The sequence below is a fragment of the Burkholderia sp. Ap-955 genome (assembly GCF_011753045.1).
Classification (GTDB): Bacteria; Pseudomonadota; Gammaproteobacteria; order Burkholderiales; family Burkholderiaceae; genus Burkholderia; species Burkholderia lata_D.
Genome location: NZ_VWWH01000043.1, coordinates 32,326 through 57,741 on the forward strand (window position 1 = coordinate 32,326; position 25,416 = coordinate 57,741).

A 25,416-nucleotide genomic window follows, 5' to 3' on the forward strand; every position below is an offset into this window, starting at 1 on the left:
CTGCTCCTTTCGGTCATGTGCCGTACGCAAGCGCCAGCAGCACACGCGCAACGAGCGCCCCGACGCCGACGGCAAGGCCGAAGATCAGCAGCGCCTGCATCAGCCGGTTCGTCCGCTTCTGCTCGACGAGGATCTGACGCATCAGCTCTTCGCTCGCGGCACGCGGCGCGTCATGGCGCGCGGCCATCGCGTGATGGATCAGGCGCGGCAGTTGCGGCAGCGTCTTGCTCCACTGCGGCGCCTCGACCTTGAAGCGCTCGTACCAGCCGCGCAGGCCGATCTGCTCGGTCATCCAGCGCTCGAGGTACGGCTTCGCGGTCTTCCACAGGTCAAGCTCGGGGTCGAGCGAGCGGCCGAGGCCCTCGACGTTCAGCATCGTCTTCTGCAGCAGCACGAGCTGCGGCTGGATCTCGACGTTGAAGCGGCGCGACGTCGAGAACAGGCGCATCAGCACCTGGCCGAGCGAGATGTCCTTCAGCGCGCGGTCGAAATACGGCTCGCACACCGCGCGGATCGCGCTTTCGAGTTCCTCGACGCGCGTTTCGGGCGGCACCCAGCCCGATTCGAGGTGGAGCGTCGCGACGCGGTGGTAGTCGCGCTTGAAGAACGCGAGGAAGTTCTGCGCGAGGTAGTTCTTGTCGAAATCGGACAGCGCGCCGACGATCCCGAAATCGAGCGCGACGTAGCGGCCGAACGTATTCGGATCGAGGCTCACCTGGATGTTGCCCGGGTGCATGTCCGCGTGGAAGAAGCCGTCGCGGAACACCTGCGTGAAGAAGATCTCGACGCCTTCGCGCGCGAGCTTCTTGATGTCGACGCCGGCCGAACGCAGCGTCTCGACCTGGCTGATCGGCACGCCGGTCATGCGCTCCATCACGAGCACCTGCGACGTCGAGAAATCCCAGAACATTTCGGGCACGAGCAGCAGGTCGAGACCCGCGAAGTTGCGGCGCAGCTGGCTGCCGTTGGCGGCCTCGCGCATCAGGTCGAGCTCGTCGTGCAGGTACTTGTCGAATTCGGCGACGACCTCGCGCGGCTTCAGGCGTCGACCGTCGGCCCACATGCGCTCGGTCCAGATCGCGATGTCGCGCATCAGCGCGAGGTCGGAATCGATCACGGACAGCATGTTCGGGCGCAGCACCTTGACGGCGACGGCCTTGCCCGCGTGCACGCCCTGCTTGAGCTTCGCGAAATGCACCTGCGCGATCGACGCGCTCGCGACCGGCTCGCGCTCGAATTCGTCGAACAGCTCGTCGACCGGCGCACCGAGCGACTTCTCGATGATCCCGATCGCGACCGCCGAATCGAACGGCGGCACCTGGTCCTGCAGCTTCGCGAGTTCGTTCGCGAAATCGACCGACAGCAGGTCGCGGCGCGTCGACAGCACCTGGCCGAACTTCACGAAGATCGGGCCGAGGCTTTCGAGCGCGTGACGCAGCCGCACGGCAGGCGGATCCGAATAGCGGCGGCCGATCGTCGTGATCCGCAACAGCAGCTTCACGCGCCGGTCGTCGATCCGGGACAGCATCACTTCGTCGAGGCCAAAGCGGATGACGGTGTAGACAATCTTGATGAAACGGAAAATGCGCATGCCCTGCGGCCCCTCAGTGCGCGCCGCGCGGGCCGGAACCCGTGCGCGCGCCGATTTTTTGTTCGAGTCGCTCGACCCGCTTTTCGACCCGTGCGAGCGCATCGCGTGCGCGCGCCAGTTCGGCATCGAAGCCGCCGAGCGACGCGCGCCGGACGACTTGCGGGTTCTCGTCGAGCCAGTATTCGGCGACGGAATCGAGCACGTTGCGGCCGGTGCGTCGCGCGCGCGCGCCGGCGTCGCGCACGACCGTCGCGATCCTGTATGCCGCCGCGTCGCCGACCAGCTTCGCGAGATCTTCTTCAGGTTCCCAGCGCAGGTGCTCGGCCAGCTTCGCGATCTGCGTGGCGAACTCCGCGTCGCCCTCGATCTTCACGTGCTTCATCACGGCCGCCTGGCCGCCCTGCAGGAACGCGGCGACCGCGTCGCCGGCAAGCGCGATCGACACGTCGACCTGTTGCGCATCGTGCGCGTCGACGGCCGACAGATAGCCGTCGGGCTGCACCAGCAGCGTCAGCGTAACCGGGGGCACGTCGATCCGGGCAGTCTTGCCCGAATAGGGAATCAGGCGGTCGCGCGCCCACGATTCGCGGGCGAGCAGGTGATTGACAGCAGCAGCAAAAGGCTTGGCGGCAAAGGTCATCGGGCTGGGAAAGAAAAAACCCGCGCAGGCCGGGCGCCCACGCGGGTTTCTATTGTAACGTCGGATCGCCGGCAGACCGTGCCTGACCGCACACCCGGGCGGCAAGCGGTCGCAGTGCGGCGGCCGTTGCCCGGGTGCCGGCGGCGCGGGCCGCCGGTCACGCTCAGTGCGTGTTGATCTGCTGGATGCCCGCGAGCAGCCAGCCCTGACTGCCCGACTTCGACAGGTTCCACACCTCGTCGAACGGCGCGGCCGACGCATTCGCCGATTCGCGGATCAGGCCGTGGAAGCGCACGCTCGCCGACTGCTCGATGCCGCGATCCTCGATCGCGACCAGTTCCGCGTCGAGCTGCACGACGTCGGTCTGGTTCGACTCGTTGCCGCGCGAATCGAGGTCGATCTTGATCTCGGCGAACATTTCCGGCGTCGTGAACTCGCGGATGTCGGCCAGGTTGCCCTGGTCCCACGCGGCCTGCAGGCGCACGAAGTAAACCTTCGAGCTGCGCAGGAACGCTTCGGTGTCGAAGCCGGCCGGCACCTGGAGCGGTGCTGCCGCAGCAGCCGCTGCCGCGCCGGTGGCCGCGGCACCGCCGCCGAACACGCCTTGCGCTTCGTTCGCGTAGCTGCTGCCGCTACCGGAATAGTTGCTGCCGGTGCTGCCCTGCTGGAACGACGGGCTTTGCGAGTAGCCGCCCGACGACGACGCCGAGCCGCCGACCGAGTAGGCCGGCTCGTGCGGACGACGGCGGTTCATGAACTTGCGGATCAGCCAGATGCCGACCGCCGCGAGCAGCGCGATCACGATGACGTTCGCCATCATGCTCGCGAATGCGCCGCCCAGGCCGAAGTGCGACAGCAGCGCCGCGATACCGAGACCGGCCGCTAGGCCGGCGATCGGCCCGAGCCAGCGCGAGCGGTTGGGCTGTGCGGCCGGCGCGGGTGCGGCCGGATTCGCACGCTGCGCCTGCGACGGCGCGGCCTGCTGCATCGGTTGCTGTGCGGGCGGCGTGGCCTGGCGCTGCGTGACGGAGGAGTTCTGGCGGCCGATGCTGCGCCCGCCGCCCATGCGCTTGGCTTCGGCGTCGAGCGATGCGAACGTGCCGGCCGTGAGCAGGCCGACCATCAGCAGCGTGCCGACCCGTCGAGCCCACGGCTTCGACGGCTTGCTACGGTTGAACAACGAACGCGATTCGAACATCAGTTTCTCCAGATGTAAGACAAATGTATGGAAAGAGCCCCTTAATACTTGGCTCCCATGTGTAAAGCTACCACGCCACCTGACAAATTGTAATATTTGACGGCATCGAGGCCCGCTTGTTCCATCATCGTCTTCAGCGTGTCCTGGTCGGGGTGCATCCGAATAGATTCGGCAAGATACCGATAACTTTCGGCATCTTTCGCGAACTTGTCGCCAAGCCACGGTAATACTTTGAAAGAATACAGATCGTACGCTTTTTTCAGCGGATCCCAGACTTTCGAGAATTCCAGCACCATCACGCGGCCGCCGGGCTTCGTCACGCGGCGCATCTCGGCCAGCGCGGCATCCTTGTGCGTCATGTTGCGCAGCCCGAACGCGACCGTGACCACATCGAAGTAGTTGTCCGGAAAGGGAATTTTCTCGGCGTCGCACAAGAGCGACGGCGTCACGATGCCCTTGTCGAGCAGCCGGTCGCGGCCGACGCGCAGCATCGATTCGTTGATGTCCGTATGCCAGACCTCGCCGGTCGGCCCGGCCGCCTTTGCGAACGACCGGGTCAGGTCGCCGGTGCCGGCCGCAAGGTCGAGCACCTTGAAGCCGGGGCGCACGTTCGCCTGCGCGATCGTGAACGCCTTCCACGCGCGGTGCATGCCCGCCGACATCAGGTCGTTCATCAGATCGTAGTTGCTCGCGACCGAATGGAACACACCCGCCACTTTCTTCGCTTTTTCGTTTTCCTCGACGCTTTCGAAGCCGAAGTGGGTTTTGCTCATCGCGTTGATCCTCAGTAAATGGCAAGACGGCGCCGAGCGGGCGCCGTCGAATTTCAGTGGCAGTGGCCGTGCGACGCGTTCGCCGCCGGCATCGGGGCGTCGCGCTCGACGCCCGCCGCCTGCAGTTTGTCGAAATAATCGCGCCACAGCGCATCCTGCTGCGTGGCCAGCTCGTACAGCAGGTCCCACGAGTAGATGCCGGTCGAATGGCCGTCGGAGAACGTCGGCTGCAGCGCGTAGTTGCCGACACCCTCGAGCGCGGTGATCGTCACTTCGCGCTTGCCCGTCTGCAGCGTCTCCTGGCCGGGCCCGTGGCCGCGCACCTCGGCCGACGGCGAATACACGCGCATCAGCTCGAACGGAATCCGGTAACTCTCGCCGTTCGGGTACTGCAATTCGAGCACGCGCGACACCGCGTGCACGACGACGCCGGACGGAATCGGCGTCGTGGAAGTCAAACCGCTCATGGCTGCCTCGAATCGGTCATGCGTTGAATTTCCTCGCGCACCGCATTGTGCAGCAGCGAGGCCTGCGCTGCGCGCGAGCGCAGCAGCGCCTCGGACACGCTGCGCTGGCGCGGCGCCCAGACGGGCTGCGGGAAGTGTGCGTCGTTGGAAAAGCGCGGGATCACGTGCCAGTGCACGTGCGGCACCATGTTGCCGAGGCTCGCGAGATTCACCTTGTTCGGCTGCATCACGCGGCGCACGGCCCGCTCGACCGCATAGACTACGCGCATCAGATGTGCCCGCTCCGGTTCGCCGAGATCGGAGAATTCGGCCACGTGCGCGCCCCAGATCACCCGGCAGAAGCCCGGGTACTCGTGCTCGCCCGTCGCGAGGACGACACGCACCGCATCGTCCTGCCAGAGCACTTCGCCGCCGTCTTCACGGCAAAACACGCATTCCATCGTCGCTCCCATGTGGACGGGCGCCGGCATTGCTGCGCCGGCGCCCGCTCATTCCTGGCCCGGTCGGGCGGTCGTCATGCCCGCATTAGACCAGCACGCGCTCGATCCCGCCATTGTTCGCACGTGCGACATAATCGGCCATCCAGTTCTCGCCGAGCACCTGGCGCGCGATTTCGACCACGATGTAGTCGGCTTCGAGGTTCGCGTCCTCGCTGTAGCGCGACAGGCCCTGCAGGCACGACGGGCAGCTCGTCAGGATCTTCACGTCCGGGCCGTTCGCGGCCGCGGCGGCCGGTGCCGGCGCGTTGCCGGCCACGACCGGGATGCTGCGCAGCTTCGCGGCCCCCTTGCGGATCTCCTCTTCCTTGCGGAAGCGGACCTGCGTCGAAATGTCCGGGCGCGTGACCGCGAGCGTGCCCGATTCGCCGCAGCAGCGATCGTTCTTCTCGATCTTGTAGCCGTCCTTCTCGGCGCCCATCAGCTCGTTGACGAGCTTCACCGGGTCCATCGTCTTGATCGGCGTGTGGCACGGGTCGTGATACATGTAGCGCGTGCCCGTCACGCCATCGAGCTTCATCCCCTTCTCGAGCAGGAACTCGTGGATGTCGATGATCCGGCAGCCCGGGAAGATCTTGTCGAATTCGTAGCCGGCGAGCTGGTCGTAGCAGGTGCCGCACGACACCACGACCGTCTTGATGTCGAGGTAGTTCAGCGTGTTCGCGACCCGGTGGAACAGCACGCGGTTGTCGGTGACGATCTTCTCCGCCTTGTCGTACTGGCCCGAGCCGCGCTGCGGATAGCCGCAGCACAGGTAGCCCGGCGGCAACACCGTCTGCACGCCGGCTTCCCACAGCATCGCCTGCGTCGCGAGGCCGACCTGCGAGAACAGGCGCTCGGAGCCGCAGCCCGGGAAGTAGAACACCGCTTCCGAATCGACGGTGGTCGACTTCGGATTGCGGATGATCGGCACGATCTTGTTGTCCTCGATGTCGAGCAGCGCGCGCGCCGTCTTCTTCGGCAGGTTGCCCGGCATCTTCTTGTTGACGAAGTGGATCACCTGCTCGACCACGGGCGGCTTGCCGACCGTCGCGGGCGGGTGCTGCGTCTGCTTCGTCACGACCTTCTTCAGCATGTCGTTCGCGAAGCGCTGCACCTTGTAGCCGGCGCCCATCATCACGCTGCGCGCGACGTTGATCGTCTGCGGGTTGGTCGCGTTCAGGAAGAACATGCCCGCCGCATTGCCTGCGTTGAACTTCTTCTTGCCCATCTTGCGCAACAGGTTGCGCATGTTCATCGTGACGTCGCCGAAGTCGATCTTTACCGGGCACGGCGTCGCGCACTTGTGGCACACGGTGCAGTGGTCGGCCACGTCGTTGAACTCGTCCCAGTGCTTGATCGACACGCCGCGGCGCGTCTGTTCCTCGTACAGGAACGCCTCGACCAGCAGCGAGGTTGCAAGGATCTTGTTGCGCGGGCTGTACAGCAGGTTCGCGCGCGGCACGTGGGTCGCGCACACCGGCTTGCACTTGCCGCAGCGCAGGCAGTCCTTCACCGAATCGGCAATCGCGCCGATGTCGGACTGCTTCATGATCAGCGACTCGTACCCCATCAGCCCGAAGCTCGGCGTATAGGCGTTGCGCAGATCGGCGCCTTCGAGCAGCTTGCCCTTGTTGAAGCGGCCGTTCGGGTCGACGCGCTGCTTGTACGCGCGGAATTCGGCGATCTCGTCGTCGGTCAGGAACTCGAGCTTCGTGATGCCGATGCCGTGCTCGCCGGAAATCACGCCGTCGAGCGAACGCGCGAGCGTCATGATGCGTGCGACCGCCGCGTGGGCGTCCTGCAGCATCTCGTAGTTGTCGGAGTTGACCGGCAGGTTGGTGTGGACGTTGCCGTCGCCCGCGTGCATGTGCAGCGCGACGAACACGCGGCCGCGCAGCACCTGCTTGTGGATCGCCTGCGCCTCGTCGAGGATCTGCTTGAACGCGCCGCCGTTGAAGATCGCGCGCAGCTCTGCACGGATCTCCTGCTTCCACGAGATGCGGACCGTGCGGTCTTGCGTGACGTGGAACACGGTCGCGCCCGGTTGATCGTCCGCGCGATCGGCGAACTTCTCGGCAAGCGCCTCGTAGCCGAGCTGCACGAGGTAGTGCTGCGCCTCGCGCAGCGGCTGGTCGAGCCGGTCGCGCACGAATTCCCAGCGGGCACGCACGCGCTTGAGCAGCTCCAGCGCCTGCTGGACCCGGTCTTCGAGCAGTTCGGCGCTCGGGATCTCGTTCGCGTCGTCGGTCTTGCCGAGGGGCAGGTTGCCGGCACGGAAAAACGCTTCCAGCGCGTCGACGAGCTGCAGCTTGTTCTTCAGCGACAGCTCGATGTTGATCCGCTCGATACCGTCGGTGTACTCACCCATCCGGTTCAGCGGGATCACGACGTCTTCGTTGATCTTGAACGCGTTCGTGTGCTTCGCGATCGCGGCCGTGCGGCTGCGGTCGAGCCAGAAGCGCTTGCGCGCCTCCGCGCTGACCGCGACGAAGCCTTCGCCGCTCTTGCCGTTCGCCATCCGGATCACTTCGGACGTGGCGTGCGCGACCGCATCGGCATCGTCGCCGACGATGTCGCCGATCAGCACCATCTTGGGGAATGAATTGCGCTTGCTTTTGGTCGCGTAGCCGACCGCGCGCAAGTAGCGCTCGTCGAGGTGCTCGAGGCCCGCGAGGATCGCGCCGCCCTGCTTCGACGTTTCGAACAGGTAATCCTTGATCTCGACGATGCTCGGGATCGCCTCGCGCGCCTGGCCGAAGAATTCGAGGCAGACGGTGCGCGTGTGCGCGGGCATCTTGTGCAGCACCCAGCGCGCGGACGTGATGAGCCCGTCGCAGCCTTCCTTCTGCACGCCCGGCAGGCCGGCGAGGAACTTGTCGGTCACGTCCTTGCCGAGCCCTTCCTTGCGGAACCGGCGGCCTTCGATCTCGAGCATCTCGCTCTTCAGCAGCTTCTCGCCCGGCGCGTAGGCGCCGTCGAACCACTTCAGCTCGAAGCGCGCGACCGCGATGTCGTGGATCTTGCCCTGGTTGTGCTCGTGGCGCGTGACTTCGAGCCAGTTGCCGTCCGGGTCGACCATCCGCCACCAGGCCAGGTTGTCGAGCGCGGTGCCCCACAGCACGGCCTTCTTGCCGCCCGCGTTCATCGCGACGTTGCCGCCGATGCACGATGCGTCGAGCGAGGTCGGATCGACCGCGAACACGTAGCCGGCCGCTTCCGCCGCCTCGGTCACGCGGCGCGTGACGACACCCGCGCCGGAGAAGATCGTCGGCACCTTGTGCGCGACGCCCGGCAGCTCGGTCAGCTCGACCGCGCCGAGTTGTTCGAGCTTTTCGGTGTTGATGACGGCGGAGAACGGCGTGAGCGGCACCGCGCCGCCCGTGTAGCCGGTGCCGCCGCCGCGCGGGATCACGGTCAGGCCGAGCTCGAAGCAGGCCTTGATGAGGCCGGCGATCTCGGCTTCGCTATCGGGGGTCAGCACGACGAACGGGTATTCGACACGCCAGTCGGTCGCGTCGGTCACGTGCGACACGCGCGACAGCCCGTCGAAACGGATGTTGTCCTTCTGCGTGCAGCGGCCGAGCGCCTTGGTCGCGCGGCGGCGCAGGTCGGCCATCTTCTCGAATTCGTCGGCGAACTCGTTGACCGCGCGCTGCGCGGCGGTTTCGAGCATCTCGACGCGCGACGCACGTTCGCGGCCCGCGTCGTCGCGGTGCTCGGTGAGGTCCGCGCTGCGGCGCTTGCCGATTTCGGTGAGGCGGTGGTTCAGCGCCTCGATCAGCAGCGCGCGGCGCTTCGGGTTGTCGAGCAGGTCGTCCTGCAGGTACGGGTTGCGGCGCACGACCCAGATGTCGCCGAGCACTTCATACAGCATCCGTGCCGAGCGGCCCGTACGGCGCTCGGCGCGCAGTTCGTCGAGCACCGACCACGCCTCTTCGCCGAGCAGGCGGATCACGATCTCGCGATCCGAGAAGGACGTGTAGTTGTAGGGAATCTCGCGCAAGCGAGGCGCGGGGTCGGAGGCGACGGCAGCGGCCGCGCCATGCGGATCGAAAACTTGTGGTGCGTTCATGTTCGGACGACTCGGAGGGCCGATACACCGTGCACGGGCGTCGGCAAGCGCGTGGGCGCAATCTTGGGGAAATCTGTTCTGTTACCAGGCGCGCGGCTGTCCTTCATGGGGCCGGAGCGGGCGACTCGCCCCTCCTGGCCGGCGACAGGGCCTGGCGGCACTCGGAACGATCAGCACGATCGCGCGCGGCGCGCATGCCGTTCGGCCGCGGGGCAGGCTGCGCGCGGCGTCGGCTTCAACGGTGCGATCCGAGGGTGCCTCTGCATCTTCCGATCCTTGATTCAAAACGGAATTCTAACCCATGATCGGGCCATGCGTGACACGTCGGACAGGTCGTGGGGCTATCCCCGCGAGCCGCGCCAGGCCTGGCTCGGCGCGATTTCATGTGATCATTCGCCGTCCGTCCGGTCGGTAACCACGCGGTTAAGCCGGTAAAAAAGGCCGCGCGCGCTCGCCGACGCCCCGCCCGCACGGCCCCGCGAGCACCCGCTCGGCATGCCGCTTGCGTGCAGGCAGACCCTTGGCGCTATCATTGATCCTTTACCGTCTGCTTCCGCACTGCACGCGAGCGCCCATGGCATCCCACGATTACCTGAAGAAAATCCTCACCGCGCGCGTCTACGACGTCGCGATCGAGACGGAACTCGAATCCGCCCGCAACCTGTCGGCCCGCCTGCGCAACGCCGTCTACCTGAAGCGCGAGGACAACCAGCCGGTGTTCTCGTTCAAGCTGCGCGGCGCGTACAACAAGATGGCGCACATTCCGGCGGAAGCACTCGCGCGCGGCGTGATTACGGCGTCGGCCGGCAACCACGCGCAGGGTGTCGCGTTCTCTGCGGCGCGGATGGGCGTCAAGGCCGTGATCGTCGTGCCGGTCACGACGCCGCAGGTGAAGGTCGATGCGGTGCGTGCGCACGGCGGCCCGAGCGTCGAGGTGATCCAGGCCGGGGAGTCGTACAGCGACGCGTATGCACACGCGGTCAAGGTGCAGGAAGAGCGCGGCCTCACGTTCGTCCACCCGTTCGACGATCCGTACGTGATCGCCGGCCAGGGCACGATCGCGATGGAAATCCTGCGCCAGCACCAAGGCCCGATCCACGCGATCTTCGTGCCGATCGGCGGCGGCGGGCTTGCGTCCGGCGTCGCGGCCTACGTGAAGGCGGTGCGGCCGGAGATCAAGGTGATCGGCGTGCAGGCCGAGGATTCGTGCGCGATGGCGCAGTCGCTGGAAGCCGGCAAGCGCGTCGAGCTGAGCGAGGTCGGCCTGTTCGCGGACGGCACTGCCGTGAAGCTGGTCGGCGAGGAAACCTTCCGGCTCTGCAGCGAATACCTCGACGGCGTCGTGACGGTGAACACCGACGCATTGTGCGCAGCGATCAAGGACGTCTTTCAAGATACGCGCAGCGTGCTCGAACCGTCCGGCGCGCTCGCGGTCGCGGGCGCGAAGCTCTACGCGGAACGCGAAGGCATCGAGAACCAGACGCTCGTCGCGGTCACGTCCGGCGCGAACATGAACTTCGACCGGATGCGCTTCGTCGCCGAGCGCGCGGAAGTGGGTGAAGCGCGCGAAGCCGTGTTCGCGGTCACGATCCCCGAGGAGCGCGGCAGCTTCAAGCGCTTCTGCTCGCTCGTCGGCGACCGCAACGTCACCGAGTTCAACTACCGGATCGCCGATGCGCAGGCCGCACACATCTTCGTCGGCGTGCAGATCAAGCGCCGCGGCGAATCGGCCGAGATCGCCGCGAACTTCGAATCGCACGGCTTCAAGAGCGTCGACCTGACGCATGACGAGCTGTCGAAGGAACACATCCGCTACATGGTGGGCGGCCGTTCGCCGCTCGCGCTCGACGAGCGCCTGTTCCGCTTCGAATTCCCGGAGCGGCCGGGCGCGCTGATGAAGTTCCTGTCGTCGATGGCGCCGGACTGGAACATCAGCCTGTTCCACTACCGTAACCAGGGCGCGGACTACAGCTCGATCCTCGTGGGGCTGCAGGTGCCGCAGGCCGATCACGCCGAATTCGAACGCTTCCTCGCGGCACTCGGCTATCCGTATGTCGAGGAGAGCGCCAACCCGGCTTACCGCCTCTTCCTGTCGTAAAGGCGTCACGCATGAATCCCGAACATTCCCCGCTCGGCAAGGCCACCGTCTACGCCGCCCAGTACGACGCGTCGCTGCTGTTCCCGATCCCGCGCGCCGGCGCGCGCGAGCAGCTCGGCATCACGTCGGCGCTGCCGTTCTTCGGCACCGACATCTGGAACGCCTACGAGCTGTCGTGGCTCAACGCGCGCGGCAAGCCGCAGATCGCGGTCGCGACGTTCTACGTGCCGGCCGAATCGCCGAACATCGTCGAATCGAAGTCGTTCAAGCTGTATCTCGGCTCGTTCGCGCAGACGAAGTTCGATTCGATCGACGCGGTGCGCGACGCGCTGAAGCGCGACGTGTCGGCCGCGTGCGGCGCGACCGTGTCCGTGCAGCTCGTGTCGCCGCACGATTTCGGCAAGCTCGAGATGGACGAGCTCGACGGGCTGTCGCTCGACCGGCTCGACCTCGACACCGACGTGTACGAACCCGATCCGTCGCTGCTGTCGGCCGCTGAAGACGAAGCGCCGGTCGAGGAGACGCTCGTGTCCGACCTGCTGCGCTCGAACTGCCCGGTCACCGGCCAGCCCGACTGGGGCAGCGTGCAGATCCACTACGTCGGGCCGCAGATCGATCACGCGGGCCTGCTGCGCTACATCATCTCGTTCCGCAATCACACGGGCTTTCACGAGCAGTGCGTCGAGCGGATCTTCCTCGACATCCTGCACGCGTGCAAACCGGTGAAGCTCGCGGTGTACGCACGCTATACGCGTCGCGGCGGGCTCGACATCAACCCGTTCCGCACCAACTACAACCAGCCGATGCCGGACAACGCGCGCAACGCGCGGCAGTGACGGCGGCGGGTGGCCGCGGTTCGCAGTTGGCAACGCGCGGCGGTACCCCCTGATAAAACGGCCCGACCGGGTTCAACCGGCCGGGCCGTTTTTCATTGCGCGGAGAAACGCGGCCGCCCCACGGTCAACCTTTCACCGGCCGCTCCGGAAGAAGCTCCACCAGGCGCAACAGATAGCCGTCGGGATCCTGCACCAGCATCTCGACCTGGCCATGCTCGATCTCGCCCTCCCGATACCAGGACGTGCGCGGCTCGACGAACAGCGTCACGCCCGCGGCGCGAATCCTGTCGAGAATCGGATCGAGCGCCTCGACCTCGATCTGAAAATTGATCCCGCGCCCGAACGGCGGCTCCAGCGGGCCGGTCAACCAGCCCTCCGGGCTGTGCTGCTCGAGCATCAGCTGAGCACCCCCGATCTCGAGATAGGCGAACCCGTCTTCCGGACGCTCGAAGCGAATCCGGAATCCGAGCACGTCGCGATAGAAGCGAATGCTTCCGGCAAGGTCCGAGCAAATCAGCTCCGGCACCAGCGCAGCCCATTCCATGCACATCCTCCCCGTATGGTCATGCGGCACCTTACATGAACGGACCGGATGCGTTGCGACGGTTGCGGCCTCGGGAACACAGCCCCACCGGTCGACCCGTACCCCGCACATGAAAAAACGGGCCCGGCGCACGTGAATGCGCCGGGCCCGTTGCGTAGCGGCTTGCCGTGGCGGCGTTACTTCGCCGGCGCCTTGTACGCGATGCAGTCGACCTCGACCTTGCAGTCGATGACCATGCTCGACTGCACGCACGCGCGTGCCGGCGGATGCTCGCCGAAGTACGAAATGAACACCTTGTTGAACGACGCGAAATCGCGCGCGTCGTCGAGCCACACGCCGCAGCGCACGACGTGCTCGAGGCCGTAGCCGGCTTCCTTCAGGATCGCGATCACGTTCTCGATCGTCTGCTTCGACTGCGTGACGATGCCGCCTTCGACGACCTCGCCGTTCACCATCGGCGTCTGGCCCGACACGTACAGCCAGCCGTCGGCTTCGACCGCACGTGCAAACGGCATCACCTGGCCGCCCGTGCCCTTCGCTTCGCCTACGCCATATCGCTTCATCGTTTCACTCCTTGTTTCGGTTACGGATGCGCGCACCAACGATGGCGCGCGCGGCAGATCGGACAATCACCGCGTTCAGAACGCGGCGTCGGCACTCGCCGGCACGCGCTCGCCGCGCGCGACGAAGCCGCCGGCGCGCTCGCCGGTCGGCTGGCCGTTTTCATAAGTGAGCACGCCGTTCACCCACACGGCGTCGATCCCGTGCGCGGGCTGCTGCGGCTTCTCGAACGTCGCGGCGTCGATCACGCTCGCCGGATCGAACAACACGAGATCCGCGTGGTAGCCCACGTGCACCTCGCCGCGCCGTGCGATCCCGTAGCGGCGCGCGGACAGCGACGTCATCTTGCGGATCGCCTCTTCGAGCGGCAGCAGGTTCGTGTCGCGCACGTAGTGGCCGAGCACGCGCGGGAACGCGCCCCACAGCCGCGGGTGCGGCAGCGGATCGTTCGGCAGGCCGTCGGAGCCGACCATCGTCGCGGGATGCGACAGGATCCGGCGCACGTCGTCCTCGGACATGTTGTGGTACACGGCGCCCGCCGGGCGGATGCGCTGCGCGGCCTCCTGCTCGGTCACGCCCCACTCGGCCGCGATCGCCTTCAGCAGCTTGCCCGCCACTTCCGGGTGCGGCTCGGACCACGTGATCGTGATGTCGATGTCGCCCGTCACCTGCTTCAGGTCGAGCGTCGACGAGCTGCGGCTGTACGGATAGCAGTCGCAGCCGACCGGCTGGTAGCGGCGCGCGCCTTCGAGCGACGCGAGCACTTCGGTGCTGCGCCCCCAGTTCGACGGACCCGCGCACTTCAGGTGCGAGATCACGACCGGCACGCGTGCGTGGCGGCCGACCTGGTACGCCTCTTCCATCGCATCGAGGATCGCGTCGAACTCGGTGCGCATGTGCGTCGTGTACAGCGCGCCCGCATTTGCGAGCGGTTCGGCGAGCGCCATCACCTCCTCGGTCGGCGCCGCGAACGCGGAGCCGTACGCGAGGCCCGACGACAGGCCGAGCGCGCCGTTCGCGAGCGCCTCCTCGAGCTGCGCGCGCATGCCGGCAATCTCGCCGTCGGTCGCCGCGCGGTCGAGGCGGTCCATCTGGTTGTTGCGCAGCGCCGTGTGGCCGACGAGCGCCGCGACGTTCACGGCCGGACGCGCACCGTTCACGGCCGCGACGTAGTCGGCGAAGGTCGGGTACTGGAACGCACCGCGCTCGCCGAGCAGGTTCATCGGATCGGGCGGATCGCCCGCGAGCGTCACCGGCGACGCGCTGATCCCGCAGTTGCCGACGATCACGGTCGTCACGCCCTGCGAGATCTTCGGGATCATCTCCGGTGCGCGGATCACGTGTGTGTCGTCGTGCGTGTGCACGTCGACGAAGCCCGGCGCGAGCGCGCGGCCGTTCGCATCGATGACGTTCTCGGCAAGCCAGTTCGACAGGTTGCCGATCGCCGCGATCATGCCGTTGCGGATCGCGACGTCGCGCGTGACGGGCGGCGCGCCGGTGCCGTCGTACAGCTGCGCGCCGACGATCAGCGTATCGGCGGCTTCGGGGTGCGAATGCATGGTCAGTCTCCTACCGGTTGACGGTCTCCGCCGCCGCGGTGCGCATCGAGCGCGTGTTTGATGCGACGCAGCGATTCTCGGCCCGCATCGCCGAGCCGCAATGCGACGCCGGTAACGAGCACGTCGATCGCCATCATCATCGCGTAGCGCGATGTCGACGGCTTGTAAATGAAATCGGTTTCGAACGCGACGACCGGAATCAGGTGGTCGGCCAGCTTCGCGAGCGGCGACGCCGGCGCGGTGATCGCGATCAGCTTCGCACCGTAGCGCTTCGCGAGCCGGCAGCTCTCGAGCAGCTCGGGCACGCGCCCGCTCACCGACAGCGCGACGACGACGGTGTCGCGCGACAGCGTGGCGGCCACCATCCGCTGCAGCACGCTGTCCTGGTAGCTCGCGACCGGCCGGCCGAAGCGCACGAGCCGGAAGCGCAGCTCGTCGGCGAGCGCGGTCGAGCCGCCGCCCTGCCCGTACACGTAGGTCATCTTCGCGGCGGCGAGCAGGTCGGCGGCTGCCTCGAACGACGTATTGCGCAGCAACTGATGGTTGTGTGCGAGCGCGACGCGGATCTCGTCGTAGACCATCGACGCGGGGCTCGTGTCGTCGGCCGGCGCGTCGTCGGACGGCACCAGAAAGCGCTGGCCGACGGCCGCCGCCTGCGCGACGAGCACCTTCAGCTCGCGCACGTCGCGGCAGCCGACGGCCTTCGCGAAACGCGTGACCGTCGCGACGCTGACCTCCGCGTCGCGTGCAAGCGCGCCGATGCTGGCATGCGCGGCGCGCGCCAGGTCGGCGAGGATGAACGCGGCGACCTTGCGCTCGGCTTCGCGCAGCTCGGGCGCACATTCGGCGATCCGCGCGACGATGTCGAGCACCGGCTGAACGGCCTGCGCCGGATGAAGCTCGGCTGCGAGCGGGGCGGACGGGGTGGCGGGCGTATTCATCTGCAAAAAGGGGGCAAAGCTCGAGGGTGCGAAGCTCGATGTTACTAAATAACATCACCGCGCCGATGCTACTTTCTGTACCATCGGCGTGTCAACTTCAGTGCAATGCATAGTGATGATGGAGCGGGATGACATGAAAGTTACAAACTATCAGGAAGCGACGATTGATCCGTTCGGCAAGGGCCTCGGCAATCTGCCGAGCGCGAGCGTGCCGCTCGGCGACGCAGGCCGCCTCGAGTGGAACCTGCTGGCGGAAGACGTCAGCCTGCCGGCCGCCGTGCTTTACGAGGACCGCATCGAACACAACCTGAACTGGATGCAGGCATTCGTGCAGAAGTACGGCGTCAAGTTTGCGCCGCACGGCAAGACGACGATGGCGCCGCAACTGTTCCGCCGCCAGCTCGACGCCGGCGCGTGGGGCATCACGCTCGCGACCGCGCACCAGACGCAGGCCGCGTATCACGGCGGCGTGCGGCGCGTGCTGCTCGCGAACCAGCTGGTCGGCCGCCAGAACATGACGATCATCGCCGGGCTGCTGTCCGATCCCGATTTCGAATTCTTCTGCCTCGTCGATTCGGCGGAAAGCGTCGACCAGCTCGGCCGCTTCTTCGGCGCACTGAAGAAGCCGCTGAACGTGCTGCTCGAACTCGGCGTGCCGGGCGGCCGCGCGGGCGTGCGCGACGCCGCACAGCGCGAGGCCGTGCTCGCCGCGATCGCGCGCTATCCGGACACGCTGAAGCTGGCCGGTATCGAACTCTACGAAGGCGTGCTGAAGGAGGAAGGCGAGATCCGCACGTTCCTGCAGGAAGCGGTCGCGCTCACGCGCGAGCTGGCCGAAGCAGGCCGCTTCGCGCGTACGCCGGCGATCCTGTCCGGTGCCGGTTCGGCGTGGTACGACGTGGTCGCGGAGGAATTCGCGAAGGCGTCGAACGCCGGCTTCGCGGAAGTCGTGCTGCGTCCGGGCTGCTACCTGACGCACGATGTCGGCATCTACAAGAAGGCGCAGACCGACGTGTTCGCGCGCAACCCGATCGCACGCACGATGGGCGAAGGACTGCTGCCCGCGCTGCAGCTGTGGGCCTACGTGCAGTCGGTGCCGGAGGCGGATCGCGCGATCGTCGCGCTCGGCAAGCGCGACGCGGCGTTCGACGCGGGGCTGCCCGAGCCGGCGCGCCACTTCCGCCCGGGCCGCGACACCGCGCCGCGCGACGTCGCCGCCGCCGAAGGCTGGGCCGTCACCGGGATGATGGACCAGCACGCGTACCTGCAGATCCCGCCGGGCGCGGACGTGAAAGTGGGTGACATGGTCGCATTCGACATCTCGCACCCGTGCCTGACGTTCGACAAGTGGCGCCAGGTGCTCGTGCTCGATCCGCAGTTCAACGTGACGGAAGTCGTCGAAACCTTCTTCTGACGCCCGTCGCGCACATCGTGCACAACCGCCCCGCCGCTCGCGCGGGGCGGCCGTCACGCGCGCTTCAAGCGGCCGGAGTACACTGCGCTTTCGTCCTCTGGGCCCCAGGCGGGCGTTGCACTTGCCTGTCGCGCGGGCCCTCAACGCAGCTCCACTGGAGAAAGCCATGGCCGCGAAGAAGATCCTGTTCCTGACCGGCGATTTCGCCGAAGACTACGAAACGATGGTGCCGTTCCAGGCGCTGCAGGCCGTGGGCCACCACGTCGATGCAGTCTGCCCGGGCAAGCGCGCGGGCGACAAGATCAAGACTGCGATCCATGATTTCGAGGGCGATCAGACCTACACCGAGAAGCCCGGCCACCAGTTCACGCTGAACGCGGCGTTCGACGACGTCGACGCATCGCGCTACGACGCGCTCGCGATCGCGGGCGGCCGTGCGCCCGAATACCTGCGACTCGATCCGAAGGTGATCTCGCTCGTGCGCGAGTTCGCCGAAGCCGGCAAGCCGATCGCGGCGATCTGCCACGCGGCGCAACTGCTCGCGGCCGCCGACGTGATCCGCGGCAAGCGCATCTCGGCTTACCCGGCGTGCGCGCCCGAGGTGAAGCTCGCGGGCGGTGAATACGCGGACATCCCGGTCGACGCGGCCGTGACCGACGCGCCGTTCGTCACCGCACCCGCGTGGCCCGCGCATCCGGCCTGGCTCGCGCAGTTCCTCGCGCTGCTGGGCACGCGCATCGAGCTTTGAACCTGAAGTGAATTGAGATGAGATGAAGGGCCGGGCCGGCGGCGAGTTCGCGCCGCCCTGCCCTGCGCTTCAGCGCGCGGCCGGCGTCGAGCCGACGTCCGCGATCCGCGACTCCAGCATCGCCAGCGCGGCCGACAGTGCATTCAGCACGTCGTCCGGCAGTTGCGCCATCGTCTGATCCAGAAACGCCTTGCGGCGCGGCAGGCATGCGTCGAATGCGGCGCGGCCGTCGTCCGTCAGCGTCACGTTGGTCACGCGATTGTCGCGTGCGTCGGATTCACGCTGGATCCAGCCGAGCGCGTCGAGCGACTTCAACTGGCGCGTGAGCGCGCCCGGATCGACGCGCAGCACTTCGACGAGCTTCTTCTGCGACGCATGCCCGCCCATCGTGTGCAACGCGACCATGATGCGCCAGCGCGGCATCGGCTGCCCGACCTGCGCCTCGAACGCGGTCATGAACGCGCGATACGTGCGTCCGAATTGCTGCAAGATCGCGACGCGGTCCTGTTCTTCCATGCGCTCAGTTCTACTCGTTCAATCGTTCAGTCGGCCGCGACATGCGGTTCGATCTTGTGCCGCAGCGCGATCGGCGGCACGCGGCGGCACTGCCACACCGACACCACGGCGACGACCGCCGCCATCGCGACGCCCAGGTGAATCGCGCCGACGAGCGATTCGCGGGCCGCTTCCAGCAGCAGCGCGCCATTATGCCCGGCGCGCGTCAGCTCCGCGACGAGACCACCCTGCGCGGCGCGATCGATCAGGATCTGCGGATCGGCGAGCTGCGCATGCCACTGCATCGCATGGTCCGCCGACAGCGCATTGCGTACGCCGCTCGAATACATCTGGTTGACGAGTGTGCCGGTGAGCGCGGTGCCGACCATCCCGCCGACCATCCGCAGCGACTGCAGCAGCGCCGTCGCGATGCCGAGATGCTCGCGGCCGGCCGTCTGCTGCGCGAAGACGGTGAGGTTCGGCAGTACGAAGCCGAGCCCGATGCCGCCCGCGACCATCAGCGCCATCAACAGCCACTTCGGCGTCGTGTGGGTCGACACGACGATGCCCGCGCAGGTGATCGCGAACAGCACGAAGCCGACGTGCAGCATCGCGTTCGGGTTGCGGATGCGCGTGACGACCCGGCCGTTCATGATGCTGCCGATCGTGATGAACACGACGAGCGGCGTGATCACGAGCCCCGCCTCCTTCGGCGACATCCCGAACCCGCCCTGGAACAGCAGCGGCGCGTAGAACAGCAGCGAGAACATCGAGAAGCCGGCAAGGATCGCCAGCACGAAGAGCGCCGACAGCGCGCGGTTGCCGAACATGTCGAACGGCAAGATCGGCTGCGCGCAACGCTTCTCCCAGCGCCACAGGCCGACACCGGCCGCGACCGCGACGACGAGCAGCAGCGATGCCCAGCTCGCGACGCCGTACTTCGGCAGCCATTCGACGAACAGCTGCAGCGCGCCGAGCGACAGCGCGATCAGCAGCGCGCCCGGCCAGTCGAGCCGCATCTTGCGATCGTGCTCGACGTGGCGCAGGTGCGGCAGGTAGCGCCACACGAACAGCAGCGACAGCAGGCCGACCGGTAGGTTCACGTAGAACACCGAACGCCAGCCGAACGACTGGGTCAGCACGCCGCCGAGCGACGGGCCGACCGCGTTCGCGATGCCGAACGCGGAGCTCATCAGCACCTGCCAGCGCAGGCGCACGACGGAATCGGGGAACAGGTCGGGAATGCACGCGAACGCGGTGCCGACCAGCATCCCGCCGCCGATCCCCTGCAGCCCGCGCGCGAGCACGAGCATCAGCATGTCGTTCGCCATCCCGCACAGCACGGACGCGCCGGTGAACACGACGATCGACGCGATGACGAACGGCTTGCGGCCGTAATAGTCGCCGAGCCGGCCGAAGATCGGCACCGTGATCACGGAACTGAGCAGGTACGAGGTTGCGACCCACGCGTACAGGTCGAAACCACGAAGCTCGGCGACGATGGTCGGCAACGCGGTGCCGACGACGGTCTGGTCGAGCGCGACCAGCATGGTGACAAATGAGATCCCGATCATCGCCAGCAGCGATTCACGGAACGGCAGGACTTGCCCGCTCGAATGGTGGGCGGCAGTATGGACGGCCATTTTTTTGTTGGCGCAACTTTTGACGAGTCAAACAATCTCAAAATTCTAGCACGCCGGAGTAATCTAGGCTGGCGACGGTCAAACCGAACCAGACCGCCAAGGAGAAAGATGGAACCGATTTCAATCACCCCCGCGACCCCGCTGTCTCAAGAGGATCGGGACGCGCTGTGGCGCGCGAAGCAGGTGCTGGAAAGCCCGTCGCTGACGATGAAGCTGACGGGCATGCTCGGCGCGCCGGTCGAGAAAATGATCGCCCGGCTGCCGGATTTCGCGACCGGCAAGATCAACGACGCGACGCAGCTCGCGCTGCGCAAGTGCCTGAACATCGCGCTGCGCACGCTCGGCAAGCCGCCCGGGCCGGACGCCGAACCCGACAAGCCGAGCAACCTGCTGCACAAGCTCGCGGTTGCGACGACCGGTGCAGCGGGCGGTGCGTTCGGCTTTCTCGCACTGCCGGTCGAGCTGCCGGTGACGACGACGCTGATCTTCCGCTCGGTGTGCGACATCGCGCGCAGCGAGGGTGAAGACCTGGGCTCGGTCGATACGCAGCTGCAATGCCTGGCCGTGCTCGGCATGGGCGGCAACCCGGACAAGCAGGAAGAGGACGCCGATCTCGGCTATTTCGTGCTGCGCGGCGCGCTCGCGCAGGCGATCTCGAAGGCCTCGTCGGACATCACGACGAAGGGCATCGCCGCGCACAGCTCGGCGGCCGTGTTCAAGCTCGTGCAGACGGTGGCGTCGCGCTTCTCGGTGCAGGTGACCGAGCAGATGGCCGCGAAGTCGATTCCGGCGATCGGCGCCGTGCTCGGCGCGACCGTCAATACGCTGTTCATCGACCACTTCCAGCAGATGGCGCACGGCCACTTCACCGTGCGCCGGCTCGAGCGCAAGTACGGCTCGGTGGCCGTCAAGGCCGCCTATCAGGCGATCGACGCCTCGCCGGCCCGCTGAACCGCGCGTTCGACCGCGACGCGGCGCAGGAACGCGGCCGCGCGGTCGAGCGCGTCACGTGCTTCCGGCACCATCGGCGCGTACAGCTGCCACACGTGCGGCATGTCCGGCCACACCTCGATCTCCACCGCGACCCCGGCCGCCTTTGCCTTTTCGGCGACGCGGCGCGAATCGTCGAGCAGCACCTCGGTGCTGCCGACCTGGATATACAGCGGCGGCAGGCCCGCGAAATCCGCATAGAGCGGCGATGCGTACGGATTCGTGCCCGGCTCGTCACCCAGGTACAGCTTCGCGGCCTTCGGCAGCGCCGCGCCCGCGAACATCGGATCGGCGCCGTCGTTCGTGCGCAGGGTCGCGCCGGTGGCGGCCAGGTCGGTCCACGGCGAAAACAGGATCGCGCCGGCCGGCAGCGGCTCGCCGCGATCGCGCAGCGCGACGAGCGTCGCAAGCGCGAGGCCGCCGCCTGCCGAATCGCCGCCGAGCACGATCGACTCGGGCGGCGTACCGAGCGCCAGCAGTTGCCGGTACGCGGCCAGCGCATCGTCGAGCGCGGCCGGGAAGCGGTTCTCGGGCGCCAGCCGGTAGTCGAGCGAGAACGAGCGCACGCCCGCACGCTTCGTCAGGCCGAAGACGAGCGGACGGTGGGTCTTCGTCGAACAGAAGTAGTAGCCGCCGCCGTGGAAGTACAGCAGCGTGCGGCCAGGCCCGCGGCCCGCAACCGAGTCGGTGCGTTCGAGCCACTCGCCGCGCAGCGGCGCGTCGCCCGGGCCATAGCACTGGCGCAGCCGGTAGCCCGACGGCGCACGGCGCGGCACGACCATCCGCAAGTCGGTAAAGCGCCGTGCGCGGGCGGGATCGAGCACCTCGCGCGTGGTCTCGGGCCGGAACTGCCAGCGCAGCAGCCAGCAGGCGAACTTGCTTTGCCAACTCATCGGACGCACTCCGTAATCACAGTGTGACGATGGTACGTGCGATCGCTCCCGCACCGCTCGACAGGTGCCTCTAGATCAAACGCCCGCGCTCAGTTCGCCGGCATCACCTGGCCGCGGATCTCGCCGGCCGGGTGCTCCTTCGTATGGACGTTGAAGTACCACTTGCCGCCCATCAGGTCGGTGACCTGCGCGTCGGTGAGTTCCTTCGAGCCCTTGATCGGGCTCGCCAGTTCCTCCTTGGGAATCGGCACCTGCACGCCCGCGTTCTGGCCGACCGGCGCCGGCCCGTGGAAGTGCGCGGCGGTGGCCGGCCCCGTGAGGTGTTCGTAAGAGACCTTCCACTGCAGCATGTGCGTGGCCGTGTCGTAGGTGGCCTCGACGTCGCCAGAGCCCTTGGTCGCCGTGGGTGGCACTTCACTCGACGGCTGGAGATTGGCGGACAGGCGCACCGTTTCGGCGGCGGCGCTGCCGGCGGCCAGCACGCCCGCGAGTAACGCGACCTGGAGCAAACGCAGCTTGAGCATGGACTCTCCTTGTACGACGTTGTACGCCGCCCGAGCGGGGGCGCCAGATAGGATGGTAGTCGATCGCCGCCGGTCCGGGAGTCCACCGAACGGCCATGCAGCGAATCGCCGCACCGCGCCCGGCCGGCCCGCTCGCGCGGCGCACGACGCATCAGTCTGCATCAACCTGGAATGGACCTTTGCAGCCGGATGACTGAATCGGCACGCGGCCTTTCGCTACACTTCGTCTCACAGTTGCTTGTTTCCTTCGTCCGAAGGAGTCTGCGAGTATTCACGCGGCCGCCCGGCCGCGTTTTTTTTGCGCACGCCGCCGTCGGATCCAGTTCATGCCGTATCAGGCATGACGAAGCGACAGCCCCGCTTCACGTCACGCGCGATAGCCCGGATCGATGCGATCGACGATCCGCTGCAGCGCGTCGAACGCGTCCTGCCCCGCGCCATGCTTCGGATCGAAATTCAGCGAATCGCGCACGCACCCTTCGAGCACCGGCGGCGCGATCGGCAGCGCGTCGCCGATCGCATGCGTGGCGACCTGCACCTCACATGCACGATTGAGCAGCCACATCAGCGAGAACGTCTGCGCAAGCGTCGCGCCGATCGTCACGGGCCCATGGTTGCGCAGCAGCAGCACGGGCCGCCCGCCGGCGCTCTCGACGATGCGCCGCCCCTCTTCGAGATGCACGGTGATGCCCTCGAAGTCGTGATACGCGACCTTCCCGTACAGCTGCGCCGAATAGAAATTGGAGAACGACAGCCCGTCGCGCGAACAGCACACGGCCATCGTCGGCGTCGTATGCACGTGCATCACGCAGTGCGCATCGGGCAGCGCCGCATGGATCGCACTGTGAAACGTGAAGCCGGCCGGGTTGATCGGCCAGTCGGAATGACCGATCACGTTGCCGTCGATGTCGATCTTCACGAGGTTCGACGCGCACACCTCGCGGTAATGGAGCCCGAACGGGTTGATCAGGAAATGACCGTCCTCGCCCGGCACGCGCAGCGAGATATGGTTGTAGATCAGCTCGGTCCAGCCGAGGTGATCGAAGATGCGGTAGGCGGCCGCGAGCTGCACGCGCGCCTGCCATTCGGCTTCGGAGAAACGGGCGGGACGCGTGAACGGCTGGTTCGGTACACGTTGCATGGGGGAACTCCGGTTGCGACGGCGCGCGGCCACGGCGAGCGGCGGTGCGCATCGTCCATCGTCTGCCGGCGCCGTACCGACCCGCATTGTGCGAGCGGCCCGGCGGCGCCCTTCACGATTCATATATCGTTGCGCGCACAACCTTATCACCTTTCCCCGCGCACCGGTAACGCGGGTTTTGCCGGAGCCGTTGCCGCCCTTACAACTGGTCGTCGACCGGCAGCAGCGTGAAGATGCCCGTCATCACGTTACGCAGCAGCCCCGCATGCGGGTCGACGTGATAGGTGGCGGCCTGACCGCCTTCGGTGCCCGTCCATTCGAGCGCGGGCGGGCTGCCGTCGGTCCGCTTCGCGAGCGCGACGCGGTAGCTTTCGTCCGGCTGCGTCACGCGCGCGAAGATCGCCGCGGCCTGCTGCGCGAGCACCGGGCTGTGGATCACGAGCGCGAGTTCGGTGTTCAGGTGCGCGGAGCGCGGGTCGAGGTTCAGCGAGCCGATCACGAGGATTTGCCGGTCGATCACGTACGCCTTCGCATGCAGGCTCGCGCGCGAGCGCGAACCGAACAGCCGCGCGGGCTGCTGGTCCGGCTGCGACTTGAATTCGTACAGCTCGACGCCGCGCTGCAGCAACGGCACGCGATACGGCGCATAGCCGGCCTGCACCGCGACCGCGTCGGTAGCCGCGAGCGAGTTCGTCACGATCGCGACGCGCACGCCGCGCGCGGCCGTATCCCCGAGGATCTTCACGCCGGCGTCGTGCGGCACGAAGTACGGCGAAAACGCGAGGAATTCCTTCTGTGCGCCGCGCATCAGCTCGGCCAGGCGCTGCATCGGCGGGCTCACGTACGTGTCTGTCGGCCGCGCGATCTTGGTCGGCGCATCGACCTTGAATTCGGCCGGCGCCCATACGAGCTCGAGTTCGTCGCGCGCGATCTGCCGGGCGAGCGGCGTCGCGTTCAGCGGCTTCGCGTTGTACGGATCGGCGTTCTTGCGCCAGTGATCGCGCAGCTCGTCGCGCATCGTGTCGAGATCCTTCGGATCGAACGTCTGCTGATTCAGCACGCGCAACGGATAGCTGCTCGCGCTCGCCCAGTAGTCGTCGAAGCTCTTCGAGATGTCGGTCGTCACGGGGCCGGCCGCCAGCACGTCGAGATCGCGGAACTGCAGCGTCGGGCTCGCACTGAAGTATTCGTCGCCGAGATTACGGCCGCCGACGATCGCGAGCTGGTTGTCCGCGATCATCGCCTTGTTGTGCATCCGGCGCGTGAAGCTGTCGATCCGCGTGAAGAAGTTGGCCGTGCGCTCGACCATGCCGCGCTGCGATGCGCCGAACGGGTTGAACACGCGGATCTCGATGTTCTGGTGCGTGTTGAGCGCGGCCATCACGCGGTCGATATCGTGGAAGTTCAGGTCGTCGACCAGCATCCGCACGCGCACGCCGCGATCGGCCGCGTACAGCGCCGCGGCGAGCAGCAGCTTGCCGGTCGTGTCCTCGGTCGCGATGTAGTACTGCATGTCGAGCGTCTTCGTCGCCGCCCGCGCGAGCGCGATGCGCATCTGCAGCGCGGTGGCGCCATCGGCCAGCAGCCGGAAGCCCGACTGCCCCGGATGCGCGGCTTCCGGCGCGGCTAGCGCATCGCGCAACGGTGTCGCGGTATCGGCCGACAACGCGTGGGAGACGGGGCGATCGAGCGAGGTGGCGGGCGGATGCGTCGCGCACGCGGCGAGCGGCAGCAGCGCGCAGACGACCAGCGCGCGGGCCTGGCGGCATGCGGCGCGCCACGACAGCGCGGCCGGTGCGCGCCGGATCA

Annotated in this window: 22 protein-coding genes; 5 read left to right on the forward strand and 17 right to left on the reverse strand. The window is 67.2% G+C overall.

All coding sequences use genetic code 11. The features are described from left to right. Window positions 1-13: 13 nt before the first annotated feature. The 7 genes from ubiB to F3J15_RS21945 all read right to left on the reverse strand — a co-directional run bounded on the left by ubiB (window position 14) and on the right by F3J15_RS21945 (window position 9,220). Complete coding sequence (gene ubiB / locus F3J15_RS21915) at window positions 14-1,591, reverse strand: ubiquinone biosynthesis regulatory protein kinase UbiB (RefSeq protein ID WP_069248830.1); 1,578 nt, start codon at window positions 1,589-1,591, stop codon at window positions 14-16. A 13-nt stretch (window positions 1,592-1,604) separates the two neighbouring features. Continuing rightward, window positions 1,605-2,231 (reverse strand): SCP2 sterol-binding domain-containing protein, encoded by a 627-nt coding sequence (locus F3J15_RS21920; protein ID WP_166893970.1) that lies wholly within the window; start codon window positions 2,229-2,231, stop codon window positions 1,605-1,607. Window positions 2,232-2,394: 163 nt separating this feature from the next. After that, on the reverse strand, window positions 2,395-3,429 hold the full coding sequence (locus F3J15_RS21925; RefSeq protein ID WP_069248832.1) for a TIM44-like domain-containing protein: 1,035 nt from the start codon (window positions 3,427-3,429) through the stop codon (window positions 2,395-2,397). A 41-nt stretch (window positions 3,430-3,470) separates the two neighbouring features. Beyond that, complete coding sequence (gene ubiE, locus F3J15_RS21930) at window positions 3,471-4,202, reverse strand: bifunctional demethylmenaquinone methyltransferase/2-methoxy-6-polyprenyl-1,4-benzoquinol methylase UbiE (RefSeq protein WP_039360112.1); 732 nt, start codon at window positions 4,200-4,202, stop codon at window positions 3,471-3,473. 53 nt (window positions 4,203-4,255) lie between these two features. Then, the gene (locus F3J15_RS21935) at window positions 4,256-4,669 is read right to left on the reverse strand and encodes a DUF971 domain-containing protein (RefSeq protein WP_089446386.1); all 414 of its coding nucleotides are present in this window, start codon (window positions 4,667-4,669) and stop codon (window positions 4,256-4,258) included. Continuing rightward, a complete protein-coding gene (locus F3J15_RS21940; protein WP_046546239.1) occupies window positions 4,666-5,109 on the reverse strand; it encodes an HIT family protein in 444 nt (147 codons plus the stop codon). Before F3J15_RS21940 ends, F3J15_RS21935 begins: the two co-directional genes overlap by 4 nt. Window positions 5,110-5,194: 85 nt before the next feature. Further along, complete coding sequence (locus F3J15_RS21945; RefSeq protein ID WP_166893972.1) at window positions 5,195-9,220, reverse strand: DUF3683 domain-containing protein; 4,026 nt, start codon at window positions 9,218-9,220, stop codon at window positions 5,195-5,197. A 574-nt stretch (window positions 9,221-9,794) separates the two neighbouring features. Here F3J15_RS21945 and ilvA point away from each other — a divergent pair. After that, entirely contained in the window at window positions 9,795-11,318 is a 1,524-nt protein-coding gene (ilvA, locus tag F3J15_RS21955; protein ID WP_166893974.1) for a threonine ammonia-lyase, biosynthetic, read from the forward strand. An 11-nt stretch (window positions 11,319-11,329) separates the two neighbouring features. Beyond that, window positions 11,330-12,154, forward strand: coding sequence for an NADPH-dependent 7-cyano-7-deazaguanine reductase QueF (queF, locus tag F3J15_RS21960; RefSeq protein WP_047852210.1), 825 nt, complete (start codon window positions 11,330-11,332; stop codon window positions 12,152-12,154). Between the two features lie 124 nt (window positions 12,155-12,278). On the opposite strand, the gene F3J15_RS21965 is transcribed toward queF, so the two are convergent. The 4 genes from F3J15_RS21965 to F3J15_RS21980 all read right to left on the reverse strand — a co-directional run bounded on the left by F3J15_RS21965 (window position 12,279) and on the right by F3J15_RS21980 (window position 15,759). Further along, entirely contained in the window at window positions 12,279-12,698 is a 420-nt protein-coding gene (locus F3J15_RS21965; protein WP_089484568.1) for a VOC family protein, read from the reverse strand. A gap of 176 nt (window positions 12,699-12,874) precedes the next feature. Further along, window positions 12,875-13,261 carry a RidA family protein gene (locus F3J15_RS21970; RefSeq protein WP_011353171.1) on the reverse strand — a complete coding sequence of 129 codons (387 nt, stop codon included), beginning with the start codon at window positions 13,259-13,261 and terminating at the stop codon, window positions 12,875-12,877. Window positions 13,262-13,336: 75 nt separating this feature from the next. Further along, window positions 13,337-14,818 (reverse strand): D-aminoacylase, encoded by a 1,482-nt coding sequence (locus F3J15_RS21975; RefSeq protein WP_166893976.1) that lies wholly within the window; start codon window positions 14,816-14,818, stop codon window positions 13,337-13,339. Window positions 14,819-14,820: 2 nt separating this feature from the next. Continuing rightward, complete coding sequence (locus F3J15_RS21980) at window positions 14,821-15,759, reverse strand: MurR/RpiR family transcriptional regulator (protein WP_089484571.1); 939 nt, start codon at window positions 15,757-15,759, stop codon at window positions 14,821-14,823. Window positions 15,760-15,892: 133 nt separating this feature from the next. Here F3J15_RS21980 and F3J15_RS21985 point away from each other — a divergent pair, with 133 nt between their 5' ends. Then, entirely contained in the window at window positions 15,893-17,173 is a 1,281-nt protein-coding gene (locus F3J15_RS21985) for an amino acid deaminase (RefSeq protein ID WP_089446393.1), read from the forward strand. 166 nt (window positions 17,174-17,339) lie between these two features. Continuing rightward, on the forward strand, window positions 17,340-17,921 hold the full coding sequence (locus F3J15_RS21990) for a DJ-1/PfpI family protein (protein WP_021161332.1): 582 nt from the start codon (window positions 17,340-17,342) through the stop codon (window positions 17,919-17,921). 69 nt (window positions 17,922-17,990) lie between these two features. On the opposite strand, the gene F3J15_RS21995 is transcribed toward F3J15_RS21990, so the two are convergent. Both F3J15_RS21995 and F3J15_RS22000 read right to left on the reverse strand, forming a co-directional pair. Next, a complete protein-coding gene (locus F3J15_RS21995; protein WP_069248842.1) occupies window positions 17,991-18,437 on the reverse strand; it encodes a MarR family transcriptional regulator in 447 nt (148 codons plus the stop codon). A 26-nt stretch (window positions 18,438-18,463) separates the two neighbouring features. Beyond that, entirely contained in the window at window positions 18,464-20,059 is a 1,596-nt protein-coding gene (locus F3J15_RS22000; RefSeq protein ID WP_166893978.1) for an MDR family MFS transporter, read from the reverse strand. 108 nt (window positions 20,060-20,167) lie between these two features. Here F3J15_RS22000 and F3J15_RS22005 point away from each other — a divergent pair, with 108 nt between their 5' ends. After that, a complete protein-coding gene (locus F3J15_RS22005; protein WP_089446396.1) occupies window positions 20,168-21,010 on the forward strand; it encodes an EcsC family protein in 843 nt (280 codons plus the stop codon). Here F3J15_RS22005 and F3J15_RS22010 read toward each other — a convergent pair. The 4 genes from F3J15_RS22010 to F3J15_RS22025 all read right to left on the reverse strand — a co-directional run bounded on the left by F3J15_RS22010 (window position 20,980) and on the right by F3J15_RS22025 (window position 25,414). Then, a complete protein-coding gene (locus tag F3J15_RS22010; RefSeq protein WP_166893981.1) occupies window positions 20,980-21,942 on the reverse strand; it encodes an alpha/beta hydrolase in 963 nt (320 codons plus the stop codon). The two genes, F3J15_RS22005 and F3J15_RS22010, sit on opposite strands and share 31 nt — an antisense overlap. An 89-nt stretch (window positions 21,943-22,031) precedes the next feature. Continuing rightward, window positions 22,032-22,466, reverse strand: coding sequence for a CHRD domain-containing protein (locus F3J15_RS22015; protein WP_069248846.1), 435 nt, complete (start codon window positions 22,464-22,466; stop codon window positions 22,032-22,034). A gap of 367 nt (window positions 22,467-22,833) precedes the next feature. After that, window positions 22,834-23,607 (reverse strand): class II aldolase/adducin family protein, encoded by a 774-nt coding sequence (locus tag F3J15_RS22020; RefSeq protein WP_166893983.1) that lies wholly within the window; start codon window positions 23,605-23,607, stop codon window positions 22,834-22,836. A 199-nt stretch (window positions 23,608-23,806) separates the two neighbouring features. Next, window positions 23,807-25,414: a phospholipase D family protein gene (locus tag F3J15_RS22025; RefSeq protein ID WP_166893985.1), complete on the reverse strand. Its 1,608-nt coding sequence runs from the start codon at window positions 25,412-25,414 to the stop codon at window positions 23,807-23,809. Window positions 25,415-25,416 lie beyond the last annotated feature (2 nt).